Source organism: Thioalkalivibrio sp. XN279, assembly GCF_011089885.1.
GTDB lineage: Bacteria > Pseudomonadota > Gammaproteobacteria > Steroidobacterales > XN24 > XN24.
In genome coordinates, this window is record NZ_JAANBD010000028.1 from 528,947 (window position 1) to 545,799 (window position 16,853).

Consider the following 16,853-nt stretch of genomic DNA (forward strand, 5'->3'; position numbering starts at 1 on the left):
TTCGACGGCCACGACATGCAGGCAACCGCAGACCTTCCCCGGCTCACCCTTTCCGGCATCTCGCAGGTCTCCATGCGTGCCCGCGACCTCGACCGGGCCATCGAGTTCTACCATCACACGCTCGGCCTCGAGCTGCTGTCGCGCCACGAGGGCATGGCCTTCGTGCTGGCCGGCTCGGTGCGCATCATGCTGGCCGTGCCGTCCGCGCCGGAGTTCGATCATCCGGGCTCCATCCTGTACTTCGACTGCACGGACATCGACAGCGAGTTCGCCGCGTTGCAGGCGCTCGGCGTGGACGTGCTGCGCGAACCTTTCGTCGCGCACCGCGAGGACGAGCACGAGTTCTGGCTGGCGTTCTTCCGCGACAGCGAGGGCAACACGCTCGGCCTCACGCAATGGCGTCGCGGGCCGCGCTGAGGCCGCCGCAGGAAACCTGGACGGGTGAGCCGGCATATCGCGATCGTCGAGGACGAGGCGGCCATCCGCGAGAACTACGCGGATGCCTTCCGGCGTGAAGGCTACCGCGTCAGCACCCATGCCGGGCGCCGCGAGGCGCTCGACGCCTTCGGCGCGCGCCTGCCGGACCTGGTGCTGATCGACGTCAGCCTGGGCGACGAACCTGAAGGCGGCTTCGAGCTGTGCCGTGAGCTGCGTGCCCGCGCCCCGCGCCTGCCGCTGATCTTCCTCACCGCGCGCGACAGCGACTTCGACGCCGTGTCGGGGCTGCGGCTCGGGGCCGACGATTACCTCACCAAGGACATCAGCCTGCCGCACCTGCTGGCCCGCGTTGCGGCGCTGTTCCGGCGGCTGGACGTGCTGGGCGACCCGGCCGGCGGCCAGGACGGGCTGGTGCGCCGTGGCAGTCTGGAGCTGGACACCGACCGGCTCGAGGCTCGCTGGAACGGCCACGACCCCGGCCTGACACTGACGGAGTTCTGGATCGTGCACGCCCTCGCGCGCCATCCCGGCCACGTGAAGAACCGCCAGCAACTGATGGACGCCGCCCGGGTGGTGCTGGACGACGCCACCATCACGTCTCATGTGAAACGTATCCGGCGCAAGTTCGCTGCAATCGACGCAGGCTTCGACGCCATCCAGACGGTTTACGGCCTGGGCTATCGCTGGCGCGACGGCGCCGCGTCATGAGGCTGGCGGGCCAGCTGTTGCTGGTCGGCTCCTTCACGCTGCTGTTGCCCTGGGCGGGTTGCCAGTACGCCCGCGAGGTCGAGTCTGCGCTGCGCAGCGGCGAAGCCGAAGCGGTGGCGGCGACAGCACGGCTGCTGGGCGCAGCGCTGGCGCCCGCCACGCGCGACATCGCGCCGGACCCGCAACGCTGGGCGCCGCGGCGGACGGACGACGCCGACCTCTACGTCCATCCCCTGGCGTCGGCGCCGACGCTGGACGGGTTCGTCGAGGACTGGCGCCCGCCGGGCGAGCTCGTCGAGGCCGTCGGCGGGCTGCGACTGGCGGTGGGCAGGCATGGCCAGTTCACCTACGTTTTCGCGGCGACGCGAGGCTCGCGGCCGCCGCAGCGCCTGTTGCTGCACGGCCTCGACAGCGTGCTGGAATTCCCGCTGGATGCGCCGGGCAGCGTGCTGCCGCGCGCGCTCAGCGGCGCGGCCGACCCACGCAGCCGTGGCGCGTGGCAAGCGACCAGCGACGGCTGGCAGCTGGAGGCGCGCGTGCCCTCGAGCCTGTTGCAAGGTCGCCTCGGGCTCCGTGTCCTGGGGCCCGACGGCGCGGTGCTCGCGCAGACCTTCGTCGGCCGGCCCGGCTGGCTGACCGGGCCCGCGCCCGCGGCGCAGGCCGTGCTCGACGACCTGGCGCCGCCGGGCTCGCGCGCCTACCTGGCTGATCGCGCCGGCTTCATCCTGGCGCAGCATGCCGCGGGACCGCCGGAAGGCGGCGGAGGCCGCGACGGCTGGATGGAGCGCATCTTCCGCCTGGCGCTGGGCGCGGAACTCGAAGTCGACCGGCTGCCGGCCGCGCGGCCGGGGCAGCTCGCCGGACGGCACATCGAGCTGGCTGCGCTCGGCGCAGTCGACGCCCGCAGCTATATCCGCGACGGGCGGCGCCTGCTCGCCGCGGCCGCGCCGGTCGGCGGCGGTGCGCAACCTGCATTGCTGGTGGCGGTGGAACGGGACACTGCCGAGATTCTGGCCCTGACCCGTGAGCCGACGCGCCGGCTGTTCGCCGCCAGCCTGCTCGCCAGTTTCGGCGCGGCGCTGCTGCTGGTCGGCTATGCGGCGTGGCTGTCGTGGCGCATCCGGCGCCTGCGCGACGCCGCCGGCCGCGCGGTGGGCCGGCGCGGCGAAGTCGTGGCCGCGCTGCCGGGCACTGCGGCGCCGGACGAGCTGGGCGACCTGGCGCGCCAGCTGGACGGCCTGCTCGGCAAGGTGCGCGACCACAACCTCTACCTGCAGGGCCTGGGCGGTCGCCTGGCGCACGAGTTGCGCACGCCGCTCGCCGTGGTACGGACCTCGCTGGACAATCTCGAGGCGGAGCCGGGCGCGCCCGGGCCCTGGCTCGGCCGCGCCCGCGAGGGCGTGGAGCGCATGAGCATGCTGGTCAACGCGCTGGCCGCGGCCCGCCAGATGGAACGCGCCATCGCCGCAGCGGAAACCGAGCCCTTCGACCTGGCGGCGCAAGTGGAGGACATGACCGGGGCCTATCGCGAGCTGCACCCGGCGCTGGCGTTCGCGTTCGAGCGACCGGCGGGCGCCTGCCTGATCGATGGCGCGCCCGAGCTGGTCGCCCAGGCGCTCGACAAGCTGGTCGACAATGCGGCGGACTTCGCCCCCGCGGGATCCACCATCCGGCTGGCGCTGGAGCGCCGCGGCTCGGCCTGGCGCCTGTCCGTGAGCAACACCGGCAGTCGTCTCCCGCCCGGGTCGCCGGCACAGCTGTTCCAGTCGCTGGTGTCGCTGCGTACCGGCGACCGTGCGCCGCACCTGGGTCTCGGGCTCTACATCGTCCGCCTGGTGGCCGAGCGCCATGGCGGCCGCGCCGGCGCGATGAACCTGCCGCAGGACGCCGGCGCCTGTTTCTACATGGATTTTCCGGCCCCGGCCCCGGGCGGGAGCGGCTGAACAGCGGGCCGCCGGATGCGGGCGACCACGTATGCGCGGCGACCGCCGGCGGGCTATAGTGGGCGCACCAGCCAGTACCCGGAGCGTCCATCATGAACCGCGCTTTCCTGTACCTCTGCGGCGTGCTTTACCTCGGCTACGGGCTCTGGGTCCTGCTCTCTCCGACCACCAGCCTGGCTTACCTCGGCGTGGACCTGTCCGCCGTGAATGCCATGTCCGACCTGCACGGCAGCCACGGTGGCCTGAACGTGGCGGTGGGACTGTTCCTGCTCTGGTCCGCCGGTAACCAGGACTGGTTCCGCTACGGGCTGTGGCTGGTATTCCTGATGAACCTCGGCTACCTCGGCGGGCGACTGGTGGCGCTCGCCTCCGACGGCATGCCCACCGGCATCGTGCCGCTGGTGATGCTCATGGAAGCCGCGTTCGTCGTGGTCGCCTTCCTGTTCGCCCGGCGCACCAGCCCATCCACCTGAGCCCGGCGTCCCGACCAGGCACGCAGGGGCGCACGAGTTGAGCGACTGGCGCCTGCTCACCCCCGACAGCGAGCTGCCCGACGCGCCCGCAGCGCCGGCGCCGTGGCGACTGGCGGGCGACGGCTGGATCCTTTTGCTGGAGCTGCCGCAGGCGGTGCGCCACGACCCGCGCCACCTCCCGCCCGCACTGCGCGACCGCCCGCTCGGCGGCCCCGCGATCGTGATGTTCGTCGACTACGCCGCATCGCCCGCCGGGCCATACCGCGAGTTGCTTTACATTCCCGGGCGCTTCACGCTGGCCGACGGGCGGCACGCCTGGTCGGTGACGCGGATCTACGTCAGCACCTGGGACAGCGTGGTGAACGGCCGGCGGAACTGGGGCATTCCCAAGGACCGGGCCGATTTCAGCCGGCAGCAGGCGGACGGCGCGGAACAGCTGCACGCCAGCGTCGACGGGCGCAAGGTCGCTGAGCTCGAGCTGAAGGCGCACGGACCTCGCCTGCCGGCACGCGCCGGCCTGCTGCCGGCCGCGATGCGCCGCCTCGTGCAGTACCACGCCGGCAGCCGCTTCGAGCTGGCGCCGGGCGCCCATGGCGGCGTGCGCCTGGCGCGCGCGACGCGCCTGGCCAGCGATCCAGCGCTGTTCCCGGCACTCGCGGACGCGCGGGTCCGCCTGGCGCTCAAGGCCGAACGCTTTACGCTCGAGTTCCCGGTCGCGGCGATCGCGCCTCAGATGCCGAGGTAGGCGAGGATGCCCTTGGCCGCCTCGCGGCCCTCCCACACGGCGGTCACCACCAGGTCCGAGCCACGCACGTTGTCGCCCCCGGCGAAGATCTGCGGGTGCGTGGTCTGGTAGCGGTAACGTCCTTCGACATCGACCTGCAGGCGCCCGTCGGCGTGGGTGTTGACGCCGGCCCCGGTGAGCCATTGCGGCGGGTCGGGACGAAAGCCGAAGGCGATGATCACGGCGTCGGCGGGCAGCACTTCCTCGGTGCCGGGAATCGGCTCCGGCCGGCGCCGGCCGCCCGGGCCCTTGTCGCCGAGACGCGTGCGCACCACTTTCACGCCCGCGGCCGCGCCGTTGCCGACGATCTCGATGGGCTGGCGGTTGAACAGGAACTCCACGCCTTCCTCGCGGCTGTTCGCGACCTCGCGCCGCGAGCCCGGCATGTTCTCCTCGTCGCGCCGGTAGGCGCACGTGACGCTCAGCGCACCCTGGCGGATGGCAGTGCGGTTGCAGTCCATGCCGGTGTCGCCGCCGCCCAGCACCACCACGCGCTTGCCGGCCATAGACAGGAACGGCTCGTCCTCCGCCATCAGGCCCAGCTCCCGCCTGATGTTGGTGACCAGGTACGGCAGGGCCTCGTGCACGCCCGGCAGGTCCTCGCCCGGCAACCCGCCCTTGACGTAGCGGTAGGCGCCGGTGCCGACGAACACGGCGTCGTAATCGGCCAGGAGCTGGTCCAGCGTCACGTCACGCCCGACCTCGCACTCCAGCACGAACTCCACGCCCATGCCCTCGAGCAGCATGCGCCGGGTCTCCACCACCTCTTTCTCCAGCTTGAAGGGCGGGATGCCGAAAGTGAGCAGTCCACCGATGCGCGGGTAGCGGTCGTAGACCACCGGGCGCACGCCGTTGCGTGCCAGCACGTCGGCCGCGGCGAGCCCGGCCGGCCCGGCGCCGATGATGGCCACCTCGCGCCCGGTCGGCTTCACGCCCGAGAGGTCCGGGCGCCAGCCCTGGCGCACCGCCTCGTCGGTGATGTACTTCTCGATGCTGCCGATGGTGACCGCGCCGAAGCCGTCGTTCAGGGTGCAGGCGCCCTCGCACAGCCGGTCCTGCGGACACACGCGACCGCAGACTTCCGGCAGCGAGTTGGTCTGGTGGCACAGCTCAGCCGCCTCGAACAGGTTGCCTTCCTCGACCAGCTTCAGCCAGTTCGGGATGTAGTTGTGCACCGGGCACTTCCACTCGCAGTAGGGGTTGCCGCAGTCGAGGCAGCGCCCGGCCTGCTGGTTGGCATTCTCGGCGTCGTACTGGCCGTAGATCTCGCGGTAGTCACGCACGCGCTCCGGCGCCGGCGTCTTCTTCGGGTCGGTGCGCGGAATCTCGAGGAAGCGAAGGGGCTTTTCCAGGCTCATGGCGTCCTCAGGCAGCGCGCCGCAGCGAGTCGATCAGGCTCTCGAGATCCGCCGCCTTCGGCTTCACCAGCCAGAACTTCGGCAGGTAGGAGCGGAAGTCGTCGAGGATCTCGCGCCCCCAGGCGCTGCCCGTCTCGCGCGCGTGCTCTTCCAGCAGGCAGCGCAGGTGATGCAGGTGCGCCTCCATGGTCTCCGGCGTGACGCGGTGGATGTCGATCAGCTCGTGGTTGTAGCGGTCGACGAAATCCCGGTCGAGGTCGAGCACGTAGGCAAAGCCGCCGGTGAGGCCGGCGCCGAAATTCACACCGGTGCGTCCCAGCACCACGGCCACGCCGCCGGTCATGTATTCACAGCCGTGGTCGCCGCAGCCTTCCACCACCGCCACGGCGCCCGAGTTGCGCACCGCGAAACGTTCGCCGGCGGTACCCGCGGCGAACAGCTCGCCGCCGGTGGCGCCATAGAGACAGGTGTTGCCCATGATGGGCGCGCTGCGCGCCTCGAAGCGGCTGTCGGTGGGTGGGTAGATCACCAGCCGGCCGCCCGACATGCCCTTGCCGACGTAGTCGTTGGCGTCGCCCTCGAGATAGAGGTGCAACCCGCCGACGTTCCACACGCCGAAACTCTGCCCCGCCGAGCCCTTCATGCGAATGGCCAGCGGGTTCGCCGCCATGCCGAGATTGCCGTAGCGCCGCGCGATCTCGCCCGACAGGCGCGCGCCGATGGAGCGGTGGAAGTTCTTCACCTCGTAGAAGAAGGTGCCGCCACGCCGCTCTTCGATGGCGTTGCGGCATTCCGTCACCATGCGTTCATTCAGCAACCCCTCGTCGAAAGGCGGATTGCGCGGCTCGGTGCAGAAGCGCGCCTCGGCCGCGGACAGGCCGCCGGGGTCGAGGAGCGGCTTGAGGTCGAGACGGCGCTGGCGCGGCGTCTCGCCCGGGCGCGGCTCGGCCAGGTCGGCGCGGCCGATCAGCTCTTCCATGCTGCGCGCACCCAGCGCCGCCAGCAGCTCGCGGGTCTCGCGCGCCACGAAGCGGAAGTAGTTCATCACCATCTCGGGCAGGCCGATGAAGTGGCGCTCGCGCAGGATCGGGTGCTGCGTGGCCACGCCGGTGGCGCAGTTGTTGAGATGGCAGATGCGCAGGTACTTGCAGCCCAGCGCCACCATCGGCGCGGTGCCGAAGCCGAAGCTCTCGGCGCCGAGCAGCGCCGCCTTGATGACGTCGAGGCCGGTCTTCAGGCCGCCGTCGGTCTGCAGGCGCACGCGGTGCCTGAGCTCGTTCTGCACCAGCACCTGGTGGGTCTCTGCCAGGCCGAGCTCCCACGGCGAGCCGGCGTACTTGGTGGAGGTCAGCGGGCTGGCGCCGGTGCCGCCGTCGTAGCCGGAAATGGTGATGAGGTCGGCATAGGCCTTGGTCACGCCGGCCGCGACGGTGCCGACGCCGGCCTGCGCCACCAGTTTCACCGACACCAGCGCCTGCGGATTGACCTGCTTGAGGTCGAAGATCAGCTGCGCCAGGTCCTCGATGGAATAGATGTCGTGGTGCGGCGGCGGCGAGATCAGCCCGACGCCGGGACGCGCGTAGCGCAGCCGGGCGATCATCTCGTTGACCTTGTGCCCCGGCAGCTGCCCGCCTTCGCCCGGCTTCGCACCCTGCGCGATCTTGATCTGCAGCACCTCGGCGTTGACCAGGTACTCGGCCGTGACGCCGAAGCGCCCGGACGCCACCTGCTTGATCTTCGACACCTTCTCGGTGCCGTAGCGCACCGGGTCCTCGCCGCCCTCGCCCGAATTCGAGCGCCCGCCGAGACGGTTCATGGCGATGGCGAGCGCCTCGTGCGCCTCGGGCGAAAGGGCGCCGAGGCTCATGCCGGCCGAGTCGAAGCGCGCCAGGATGGCTTCCTCGGATTCCACTTCCTCGAGCGGCAGCGGCGGCCCCAGCGGCTTCACGTCCAGCAGGTCGCGGATGACCATGGCCGGGCGGTCGTTCACCAGGCGCGCGTACTCCTGGTAGACGGAGTAGTCACCGCTCTGCACCGCAGCCTGCAGGGTGGCGATGACGTCCGGGTTGTAGGCGTGGTACTCGCCGCCATGCACGAAGCGCAGCAGGCCGCCCTGCTCCACGTCGACGCGACTGTTCCAGGCGCGCTGTGCCAGGGTCATGGCGTCAGACTTCAGGTCGGTGAAATCCGCGCCCTGGATGCGCGACACACTGCCGGGGAAGCAGCGCTCCATCACCTCGTCGTGCAGGCCGACGACTTCGAACAGCGACGCGCCGCGGTAGCTGGCGATGGTGGAGATACCCATCTTGGACATGATCTTGAACAGGCCCTTGCGGATGCCGCGCCGGTAGCTGCGGCCCAGCTGCCGGCCGCTCTCGAGGCCGCCGCGCAGCCGGCTGGTGCGGGCGAGGTCGTTCAGGCACTCGTAGGCGAGGTAAGGGTAGACCGCCGTGGCGCCGTAGCCGACGAGGCAGGCGAAGTGGTGCGGGTCGCGCGCGGTCCCGGTCTCCACCAGCAGGTTGCAGTCGCAGCGCAGTCCGACGCGCACCAGGTGGTGGTGCACGGCGCCGGTGGCCAGCAGGGCGTGGATCGGCACCTTGCCGGGCGCGAGCTCGCGGTCGCTCAGCACGATCATCAGCTTGCCGGCGCGCACTGCCGCCTCCGCGGCCGCGCACAGTGCGTCGAGCCCGTCCTGCAGCGACTCGGCCTCGGGCCGGTTGAGGTCGAGCACGACGTGGCCGTACTCCGCGTCGTCCTCGGCCAGCAGCTGGCGGAACTTGCGTTGCGACAGCACCGGCGAGTTGATGACGATGCGCCGCGCGTGCTCGGGCCGCGGCTCGAACAGATTCTGCTCGCGGCCGATCTGGGTCTCCAGCGACATCACCACGCGCTCGCGCAGCGAGTCGATGGGTGGATTCGTGACCTGGGCGAACTGCTGGCGGAAATAGTCGTACAGCGAGCGCACCCGGCGCGACATGAAGGGCAGCGGCGTGTCGTCGCCCATCGAGCCCACGGCCTCGGCCTCGTTCTGGCACAGGGGGCGCAGCACTTCCTCGCGTTCCTCGCGGGTGATGCCGAACATTTTCTCGTAGTGCCCGAGCTGCTCGCGGCCCATCGGCTCCAAGAGGAGCTGCGGATCCACCAGCGAGGTCTCGAGGTAGCGCACGCCGCGCCGCAGCCATTCCTTGAAGGGTGCGCGCGAGGCCAGCGCGTCGTCGATCTCGCGCCACTCCATCAGCTTGCCGCTGCTGGTGTCGGCCAGGATCATCTCGCCCGGGCCGAGCCGGCCCTTGGCGACCACCTGGTCCGGGCGGTAGTCCCACACCCCGACTTCGGAGGCGATGGTGAGATGATCGTCGTCCGTCACCACCCAGCGCGCCGGGCGCAGCCCGTTGCGATCCAGGATGCAGCCGGCATTGCGGCCGTCCGTCATGACGATGCCCGCGGGCCCGTCCCAGGGCTCGAGGTGCATGCCGTAGTACTCGTAGAAGGCGCGGATGTCCGAGTCGGTGTCGTCCACGGTGGCCGGCGGAATGAGCAGCCGGATCGCCTGCATCATGTCCATGCCGCCGGCGAGCAGCACCTCGAGCATGTTGTCCAGGCTGGAGGAGTCCGAGCCGCTCAAGGAGACCAGCGGCGCCAGCTGCTGCAGCTCCGGCAGCACCTGGGAGCGGAACTTCGGCGCCCGCGCCAGGGCCCAGTTGCGGTTGCCCTGGATGGTGTTGATCTCACCGTTGTGCGCCAGGAAGCGGAACGGCTGCGCCAGGCGCCACTGCGGCAGAGTGTTGGTGGAGAAGCGCTGGTGAAACACGCAGATCTTCGCCTCCAGCCGCGGGTCGGCGAGGTCGGGAAAGAAACGCGGCAGCTGCTCGGGCATCACCATGCCCTTGTAGGCCAGGGTGTCCGGGGACAGGCTGGCGACGTAGAACACCGGGTCCACGCCCTCCAGCTTCTGCTCCGCGCGGCGCCGCGCCACGAACAGGCGGCGGCGGAACACGTCGGCGGTCATGTGCTCAGGCGCGGTGACGAAAACCTGCTGGATCAGCGGCAGCGTCTTGCGCGCCTGGGCGCCGCAGGCGTCGGGCTCCACCGGCACCGTGCGCCAGCCGTCGAGGCGCAGCCCCTCGGCCGCGACGCAGGCGCGCATCACGTTGCGCGCGGCAGCGGCCCGCGGCGGGTCCGGATCGAGGAATACCATGCCAGCCGCGAAGTGGGCGCCGGTCTCGATGCCCGCCTCGGCGGCCACGGCGCGCAGGAAGGGCTCCGGGGTGGAAAACAGGATCCCGCAGCCGTCGCCGGTCTTGCCGTCCGCAGCCACGGCGCCGCGATGCGTGAGGCGAGCGAGTGCAGCCACGGCGGTCGCGACCAGCCAGTGGCTCTCGCGTCCCGCCAGGCTGGCGATGAGCCCGAAGCCGCAGCTGTCGCGCTCGAACGCCGGTCGGTAAAGGCCCTGCTCGACAGACACGGTCACGCTTCCCTCCGGCGCTAGGCCGACCCCTTGCGGGCTGCCCTGGGTTAAGAACTCCGGTGCCGTGCCGGCCCGGCTCTTGCAAGTGCCTGTTTTCGCTCAGGCGCTCATGCGACTGCGGTTTTTGTGCGCAGTGCAACACAGAATATAAAACAGACCGCGTGCCGCACGTCAAATACCGCCGGCCGCTTCGCGCCCCCAGCGCGCCCGGGTCACCTGCCAGCCATCGCCCTCGTCACGCAGCGACAGCTCGAGCAGAAAGGCGTCGGCCGACACCCCGGCCGGCCCGAGGCCCGCAGTGAGAATGTCGAGCCTGACCCGCGCCAGTTGCGGCGAAAGAAGCTCGATCTCCCGCACGCTGACGATGAGCTCCAGCCGCGGATAGCGCATCAGCAATCCCCGAATAGTGAGCACCATGCGCGTACGGTCGCGCCCGGAAGCATCGGCGTAGTCGCGCGCCACCAGCGCGGCGAGTACGGCGTGCTCCCCCGCCTCCGCCGCTTCCTCGGCCGCCGCGATTGCCGCCCGGAGGCGACCCTCGGGATCGGGCGCGGGTCCGCCGCAGGCCGTCATCGCCAGCGCCGCCAGCAGCAGCGCCGCCCGCGCTGCCAGGCCCATGGCTCGCGACCCTGCCCCGGGCCGGCTGTTCATACGCTCGTGCTGCATCGTCGCTCGCGCCTTGCACCCCTGTCCGGCATCCAGCGTAAACTGGGCGCGCAGCCCGCGAAAGCAGGAGGACCCCGACCCATGCACGACCAGTCCATCGCCGACGAGATCCTGGACTACTGGTTCGGCGACACGGTGCGCGACCCGTCCCGGGCGCCCGGACGCATGGCGTTCTGGTTCGGCGCGGATCCGGCGCGGGATGCGGACATGCGCGAGCGCTGGGGCGAGCTGGTCACCGCCGCTTCCGAGGGCAAGCTGGACTTCTGGACCCGCACTCCGCGCGGACGCCTCGCGGTGCTCATCCTGCTCGACCAGATGCGCCGGAATATCTACCGCGGCACGGCCGAGGCGTTCCGCCGCGACGGGCGCGCACGCTACCTGATGCGGGACGGCGTCAGCCGCATGATGGACCTCAAGCTGACGCCCATCGAGCGCGTGTTCTTCTACATGCCGCTGCAGCATGCCGAATCGCTGGACGACCAGGAACTGGCGGTGGACCGTTTCCTCCAGGTCGAGCGCGAGGTCGCCTCCCAGCATCGCGAGATCTTTGCCGGCTTCCGCAAGTACGCGCAGAAGCACCGCGACATCATCGCCCGCTTCGGCCGCTTCCCGCACCGCAACGCCATCCTGGGGCGGCGCGACACCAGCGAGGAGGCCGCCTGGCTGGCCGGCGGCGGCGAGCGCTTCGGCCAGGCCGTCGCATCGGGCACCACGGAGCCCGCCGACACGGTGAGCCCGGCGCGCCCGGACGTTCTCACCGGCTAGCCGGGCCTCAACCTGCTGCACCGCCGGCGCCGCCGGCCAGGGCGTCCTGGTGCGTCGCGGCAGCAGCGACACGTCGATTCGACAGGCGCGCGAAACGCGTCGTCAGCAGGATGGCGGTCACAGTCAGGCCGGCGATCAGCGCGATCCATATGGCCACCGGCCCGAGGCGGGCGTGGACGCCGGCGTACCAGGCCATCGGGAAGGCGATGAGCCAGTAACTGCCGACATTCATGAGCATCGGCACCCGCGTGTCTTTGAAACCGCGCAAGGCGCCGGCCGCGCCGACCTGCAACCCGTCGGAGACCTGGAAGATCATGGCCATGGTCAGCAGCGATGTCGCCAGCGGCAGCAACTCGGGATCGTTGGTGTAGAAGCTGGCGATGTGCTCGCGAAACAGCAGCAGCACCAGCGCCGACAGCAGCATGAACGCGCCGCACAGGCCGATGCCGCTCCACCCGGCGAGGCGCGCGAGCACCGGCTCGTCGCGCCCCAGGGCCTGGCCGACCCGGATCGTGGTCGCGGAGTGAAAGGCCAGCGGCACCATGAACATGGTCGCCGCATAATTGATGGCGATCTGGTGCCCCGCCACCTGGGTGGCGCCGAGCGTGCCCATGATCAGCGCCACGCCGGCGAACAGCCCCGCCTCCGCCTCGACGCTGGCGGCAATGGGCAGACCCAGGCCGAGGATGTCGCGCTGCGTGCTCCAGCGCGGCCACTCGAAGCCGCGCCACAGGGCGAAGCGCGCGTAGCGCGGCGACCTGCGCACATAAAACAGCATGGTGGCAAACATGCACCACATGGCAATGGCACTGGCCATGCCGCAACCGACGGCGCCGAGCCGGGGGAAACCGAGGTTGCCGTACATCAGCACCCAGTTGCCGAACACGTTGACCACCAGGCCGACGGCGGCCGCATACATGATAGGCCGCGTCCAGCCCAGGCCCTCGCTCATGAAGCGCATGGCGAGGAAGGCGAAGATGCCGGGCAGCCCGAAGGAAATGGCGAACAGGTAACCGCCGGTCAGCGGCACCACTTCAGGGTCGATGCCGATGGCCGCCAGCAGCAGCGGCACGCCGAGCAGCGCGGTGAAAGCGAGCACCGCCAGCGCCTGGCTGAGCCATAGCGCCTGGCGCAGCACGACCCCGGCGTCCTCCCAGCGTCCGGCGCCGTAGGCGTGCGCCACCACCGGGCTGACCGCCATGAGCACGCCCAGCCCGCACAGGAACACCACCATCCAGGCCGACCCGCCCACGGCCACGGCGGCCAGGTCGCGCGTGCCGAGCCGGCCGGCCATGACCGTGTCGGCGAAGTTCATCCCGGCCAGCGCCAGGTTGTTGAACACCAGCGGCCCGGCCAGGCGCAGGATGGCCAGCGCTTCGCCGAACTTGCGATGGCGGGAATCAGGATGCGCAGGCACGGTCGCTCACCGGGAAACGGGGCGAGCATTCTACGCCCGCGCCCGCCTCCCGGTCGCGCCGGACCGCGCGGCTAGAAGCGGTAAGCCACCCCGAGGTTGATCACCGGGTAGTATTTCGCGTCCTCGAGCTCCCCACGCAGCGCCTCTTCTTCGCGCGCCAGGTCGTCTTCGAACTCCGCCTGGAGCAGCGGGTCGTCGACCGTGCCGGTCAGCGACACCGTCGGCTCGCCGGTGAACATTACGCCGAGGTCGAAGGAGAACGACCAGCCGGCGCTGCCGACGGCGTTGCCCCAGCCGATGCCGAGGTAAGGCGCGAAGCCGTCCCAGTCCACGTCGGCCTGCAGCTGCGCGAGATAGGTGTTGTCGCCGACATCGAGCTCGCCGTCCGCGCTGCCGCCGAAAGCATTGCCGCTCTGCACGCCGCCGACGCTGACGCGGAAAGCCCCCGTGAAAGGATGCCAGTCGGCGAACAACCCGAGGTTGCTCAGCTCGAGGTCGCCATCGTACTGGATGCCGTTTTCCTCGATGTCGGTCGAGTAGTCGAAAGCATAGAAGCCGCCGCGCAGGTTGAATGCCTCGCTCATACGGAAAGTGCCCTCGAGCCCGAGCCCGGTGGTGCCGGCCTTCGCCCCGAGGGCGAAGTTCTCTGCGGCAGCGCCGTGTCCGCCGAGGAGCAGGGCGAGGGCGCAGGGGACGGCGAATGCCAATCTGGTTTTCATAACGCGTTTCTCCAGCTGTGTAGTCAGTCTTGCCGGAAGCAGTGCAATTCGATGCGCAGGCGCACGACCTTGCGGTTGGGCGCCCACGACAGCGCTGCCGACTCGCCGGCAGCCACGATCGCCCGGCGGGTGCGCGCGATCTCGGGACCGTTACGGAACACGGCCTCGCAGCGCAGTGCGAAGTCTTCGCCGTTCACGACGCGCACCAGCGCGAGCCGTCCGTCGCTATGCGCCTCGGCAACGACGTCCAGCCCGGCCGGATCGAACTCGAGCTCCACGGCGAAGGCGAGGGCGTTGCCGGCGGCCAGCAGCAGCGCAGCCAGGGCGGCCGGCCTGAACAAAAGCCGGGCGAGTCGTAGGATAATGCGTGCAGTCACGGGAGCATTTTTCATGAGCCAATACCTCGGCACGAGCACATTTCACCACGGCAAGGCGGAAAAACTCGGGATTCTCGTCACAAACCTGGGCACGCCCGACGCCCCCGAGACCGCCCCGCTGCGGCGCTACCTGGGCGAATTCCTGTGGGACCCGCGCGTGGTGGAAGTGCCGCGCCCCCTGTGGTGGCTGATTCTCCATGGCGTCATCCTGCGCACGCGACCGAGCCGCTCCGCCGAAGCTTACCGCAGCGTCTGGACCGAAGCAGGCTCGCCGCTCCTGACCTGCGCGCGGGAACAGGCGGCCGGCCTCAAGGCGCGCCTGGCGCCGCGGCTCTCCGGGCCGGTGGAGGTCGCGCTCGGGATGCGCTACGGCAATCCCTCGATTTCCTCGGCGCTGCGCCAGCTGCACTCTCTCAACGTCACGCGCCTGCTGGTGCTGCCGCTCTACCCGCAGTATTCCGCCAGCACCACCGGCTCCACCTTCGACGCCGTCGCCGCCGAGCTGATGCGCTGGCGCTGGGTGCCGGAGCTGCGTTTCATCGGCCGCTACCACGAAGAGCAAGGCTACATCGCGGCGCTGGCCGCGAGCATCCGCGAGCACTGGGCGGCGCACGGGCGCGGCGAGCACCTGCTGATGAGCTTCCACGGCGTGCCGCGGCGCTACCTCGACTCGGGCGACCCCTACCACTGCCAGTGCCACAAGACCGCGCGCCTGGTGGCGGAGGCGCTGGAGCTGGAGGACGGCAGCTGGACCACCACCTTCCAGTCGCGCTTCGGCCGCGAGGAATGGCTCAAGCCCTACACTGACGCCACGGTGAAGGCGCTGGGCGCCAAGGGACTGAAGCGCATCGACGTGGTCTGCCCCGGCTTCTCCGCCGACTGCCTCGAGACCATCGAGGAGATCGCCGAGGAGAATGCGGGCTACTTCCGCGAGGCCGGCGGCGAGACGCTCAGCTACATCCCCTGCCTGAACACCCGCGACGACCACCTCGACTTTCTCACCGAGCTGGCGCTGAAACACCTGCAGGGCTGGCCCGAGACCGGCCCGGCGCCAGACCCGGACCGCGTGGCCGCGGAGTTGCGTGCCAGCAAGGAACGGGCGGACCGCGTCAAGGCGGCACGCGAGGCAGGCGAGCTCGGCTGATGCTCGGCCGCTTTCTCGAGCTCAGCGTTTTCAGCCGCGACATCGCCGCCTCGGTGGCCTTCTGGGAGCACCTCGGCCTCACCCACGGGCGCGTCGGCGACACCTGGCGGCACCACTACGCGGTATTGAGCGACGGACGCCTGGTGCTCGGGCTGCACGCCTACGAGTTCGATTCGCCATCGGTGACCTGGGTCCGGCCGGGCCTGGCCGACGCGCTCCCCGGCATGGCGGCGCTGGGCGTCGAGTTTGACTTCGCCAAGACCGGCGAGCACGAGTTCAACGAGGCCGGCTTCCGCGACCCCGACGGCCAGGTGGTGACGCTGCTGGAGGCACGCACCTGGTCGCGCGACTTCGACCAGGCCTGGCCGGCGACACCGCTGGGTCACTTCCGCGAATACCGCTATCCCTCGCGCGACCCGGCGGCCACCGTGGCCTTCTGGGAACGCCTCGGGCTGGTGGCCGACGCGACGTGCACAGGCCCGGTTGCGGTGGCCGGCGGCATCACCCTGGCGCCGCGCCAGTCGGCGCGCGGGCCGGAACTCGTGTTCGAGCACCCCGAGCTCGGGGCCGCGCGCGACGCGCTGGCCGCGCGGGGGCTGGCGGTCGAGGCTGCGGCCGGCGGCGAGCTGGTGTTGCCGGCCCCGGACGGGCTGCGGCTGCGCTTGCAGGCGGCCGGCGCCGAGGACTAGGGCAGCCCGGCGCCGCTGCCGACGGCATCCAAGAGCGCGCCTGCCTGGCGCACATAGCCGCCACCGAACAGGTTGGCGTGGTTCAACACGTGGTAGAGCTGGTACAGCGGCAACCGCTGCCGCCAGCCCGGCGCCGGTGGCAGCACCGCGTCGTAGGCGTCGTAGAAGGCCCGGTCGAAGCCGCCGAACAGGCGGGTCATGGCGAGGTCGCACTCGGGATCGCCGTAATGCACGGCGGGGTCGAACACCACCGGCCGTCCCGCCTCGTCGGCGGCCCGGTTGCCGCCCCAAAGGTCGCCGTGCAACAGGGCGGGCGCCACTTCCCGGTCGGCCAGCAGGGCCGGTATCCGCTGCACCAGCCGTTCGCCTCGCGCCAGCAACTCGGCCGGCAGCCCATTGCGCCGGCCGAGCTCGAGTTGGGCGCCGATGCGGCAGCGGGCGAAGAACCGCCCCCAGTCATCGTCCGGCGTGTTGAGCTGCGGCGAGGCGCCGATGGCGTTGTCGCAGGACCAGCCGAAATACGGACCGGGCACGGCATGCTGGCGCGCCAGGCCCGCGCCGAGCGCAGCCTCCGTCACCGGCGACGGCGCGCGCAGCTCCAGCCACTCCAGCGCCAGCCAGGCGGAACCCTCGGCCTCGCCGCAGCCCAGCACCGCGGGGACCGGCAGCGCGCCGGCCGCGGCTAGCGCAGCCAGGCCGTCCGCTTCCGCCTCCAGCATCCAACCGGCGTCGGCTGAGTTGGTCTTGAGGAAGACAGGTCCCGGTCGGCCTGCCACACGCCAGGCGTGGTGGATGCAGCCGCCGCCCACCGGGCGCGCGGAGCCGGGCTCGAGCTCGAGCCCGGCGGCGCCGAGCGCGGCCACGAGGCGGTCGATGGAACTCACGGACCCGGGTACGGCGACGC

Annotated in this window: 15 protein-coding genes; 8 read left to right on the forward strand and 7 right to left on the reverse strand. The window is 70.9% G+C overall.

Translation table 11 applies throughout. From position 1 onward, the window contains the following. Positions 1-15: 15 nt before the first annotated feature. The 5 genes from G8346_RS12050 (at position 16) to G8346_RS12070 (ending at position 4,307) form a co-directional block, all read left to right on the forward strand. Positions 16-417 (forward strand): VOC family protein, encoded by a 402-nt coding sequence (locus tag G8346_RS12050; RefSeq protein WP_166051539.1) that lies wholly within the window; start codon positions 16-18, stop codon positions 415-417. 24 nt (positions 418-441) lie between these two features. Next, positions 442-1,146, forward strand: coding sequence for a proteobacterial dedicated sortase system response regulator (gene pdsR / locus G8346_RS12055; RefSeq protein ID WP_166051542.1), 705 nt, complete (start codon positions 442-444; stop codon positions 1,144-1,146). Then, positions 1,143-3,089, forward strand: coding sequence for an ATP-binding protein (locus G8346_RS12060; RefSeq protein WP_166051544.1), 1,947 nt, complete (start codon positions 1,143-1,145; stop codon positions 3,087-3,089). Before pdsR ends, G8346_RS12060 begins: the two co-directional genes overlap by 4 nt. 92 nt (positions 3,090-3,181) lie before the next feature. Beyond that, positions 3,182-3,562 (forward strand): DUF4345 family protein, encoded by a 381-nt coding sequence (locus tag G8346_RS12065; RefSeq protein WP_166051546.1) that lies wholly within the window; start codon positions 3,182-3,184, stop codon positions 3,560-3,562. Between the two features lie 37 nt (positions 3,563-3,599). Beyond that, positions 3,600-4,307: a hypothetical protein gene (locus tag G8346_RS12070; protein ID WP_166051548.1), complete on the forward strand. Its 708-nt coding sequence runs from the start codon at positions 3,600-3,602 to the stop codon at positions 4,305-4,307. On the opposite strand, the gene G8346_RS12075 is transcribed toward G8346_RS12070, so the two are convergent. The 3 genes from G8346_RS12075 to G8346_RS12085 form a co-directional block, all read right to left on the reverse strand. Beyond that, the gene (locus tag G8346_RS12075; RefSeq protein WP_166051550.1) at positions 4,292-5,704 is read right to left on the reverse strand and encodes an FAD-dependent oxidoreductase; all 1,413 of its coding nucleotides are present in this window, start codon (positions 5,702-5,704) and stop codon (positions 4,292-4,294) included. The two genes, G8346_RS12070 and G8346_RS12075, sit on opposite strands and share 16 nt — an antisense overlap. Positions 5,705-5,711: 7 nt before the next feature. Further along, positions 5,712-10,175 (reverse strand): glutamate synthase large subunit, encoded by a 4,464-nt coding sequence (gene gltB / locus G8346_RS12080; RefSeq protein WP_166051552.1) that lies wholly within the window; start codon positions 10,173-10,175, stop codon positions 5,712-5,714. Positions 10,176-10,343: 168 nt separating this feature from the next. Next, complete coding sequence (locus G8346_RS12085; RefSeq protein WP_166051555.1) at positions 10,344-10,838, reverse strand: hypothetical protein; 495 nt, start codon at positions 10,836-10,838, stop codon at positions 10,344-10,346. Between the two features lie 81 nt (positions 10,839-10,919). Between G8346_RS12085 and G8346_RS12090 the strand changes: the two genes are divergently transcribed. Next, positions 10,920-11,603, forward strand: coding sequence for a DUF924 family protein (locus G8346_RS12090; protein ID WP_166051556.1), 684 nt, complete (start codon positions 10,920-10,922; stop codon positions 11,601-11,603). A gap of 7 nt (positions 11,604-11,610) precedes the next feature. On the opposite strand, the gene G8346_RS12095 is transcribed toward G8346_RS12090, so the two are convergent. From G8346_RS12095 to G8346_RS12105, 3 genes are all read right to left on the reverse strand, one after another. Beyond that, entirely contained in the window at positions 11,611-13,020 is a 1,410-nt protein-coding gene (locus tag G8346_RS12095; RefSeq protein WP_166051558.1) for an MATE family efflux transporter, read from the reverse strand. A 71-nt stretch (positions 13,021-13,091) separates the two neighbouring features. Next, complete coding sequence (locus tag G8346_RS12100; protein WP_166051560.1) at positions 13,092-13,739, reverse strand: hypothetical protein; 648 nt, start codon at positions 13,737-13,739, stop codon at positions 13,092-13,094. 23 nt (positions 13,740-13,762) lie between these two features. Beyond that, a complete protein-coding gene (locus G8346_RS12105; protein ID WP_166051562.1) occupies positions 13,763-14,116 on the reverse strand; it encodes a 3-phosphoglycerate kinase in 354 nt (117 codons plus the stop codon). A gap of 13 nt (positions 14,117-14,129) precedes the next feature. Here G8346_RS12105 and hemH point away from each other — a divergent pair, with 13 nt between their 5' ends. After that, positions 14,130-15,260, forward strand: a complete 1,131-nt coding sequence (gene hemH / locus G8346_RS12110) for a ferrochelatase (protein ID WP_166051564.1) — start codon at positions 14,130-14,132, stop codon at positions 15,258-15,260. Further along, a complete protein-coding gene (locus tag G8346_RS12115; RefSeq protein WP_166051567.1) occupies positions 15,260-15,949 on the forward strand; it encodes a VOC family protein in 690 nt (229 codons plus the stop codon). Before hemH ends, G8346_RS12115 begins: the two co-directional genes overlap by 1 nt. On the opposite strand, the gene G8346_RS12120 is transcribed toward G8346_RS12115, so the two are convergent. Next, positions 15,946-16,833 (reverse strand): fructosamine kinase family protein, encoded by an 888-nt coding sequence (locus tag G8346_RS12120; protein ID WP_166051569.1) that lies wholly within the window; start codon positions 16,831-16,833, stop codon positions 15,946-15,948. The two genes, G8346_RS12115 and G8346_RS12120, sit on opposite strands and share 4 nt — an antisense overlap. Positions 16,834-16,853: the final 20 nt, after the last annotated feature.

Bases quoted from the DNA above. Each gene is read 5' to 3' on its own strand.
- G8346_RS12050 (WP_166051539.1), top strand. From the start codon at position 16: ATGCAGGCAACCGCAGACCTTCCCCGGCTCACCCTTTCCGGCATCTCG.
- G8346_RS12060 (WP_166051544.1), top strand. From the start codon at position 1,143: ATGAGGCTGGCGGGCCAGCTGTTGCTGGTCGGCTCCTTCACGCTGCTG.
- G8346_RS12065 (WP_166051546.1), top strand. From the start codon at position 3,182: ATGAACCGCGCTTTCCTGTACCTCTGCGGCGTGCTTTACCTCGGCTAC.
- G8346_RS12075 (WP_166051550.1), bottom strand. From the start codon at position 5,704: ATGAGCCTGGAAAAGCCCCTTCGCTTCCTCGAGATTCCGCGCACCGAC.
- G8346_RS12085 (WP_166051555.1), bottom strand. From the start codon at position 10,838: ATGCAGCACGAGCGTATGAACAGCCGGCCCGGGGCAGGGTCGCGAGCC.
- G8346_RS12090 (WP_166051556.1), top strand. From the start codon at position 10,920: ATGCACGACCAGTCCATCGCCGACGAGATCCTGGACTACTGGTTCGGC.
- G8346_RS12100 (WP_166051560.1), bottom strand. From the start codon at position 13,739: ATGAAAACCAGATTGGCATTCGCCGTCCCCTGCGCCCTCGCCCTGCTC.
- hemH (WP_166051564.1), top strand. From the start codon at position 14,130: ATGAGCCAATACCTCGGCACGAGCACATTTCACCACGGCAAGGCGGAA.
- G8346_RS12115 (WP_166051567.1), top strand. From the start codon at position 15,260: ATGCTCGGCCGCTTTCTCGAGCTCAGCGTTTTCAGCCGCGACATCGCC.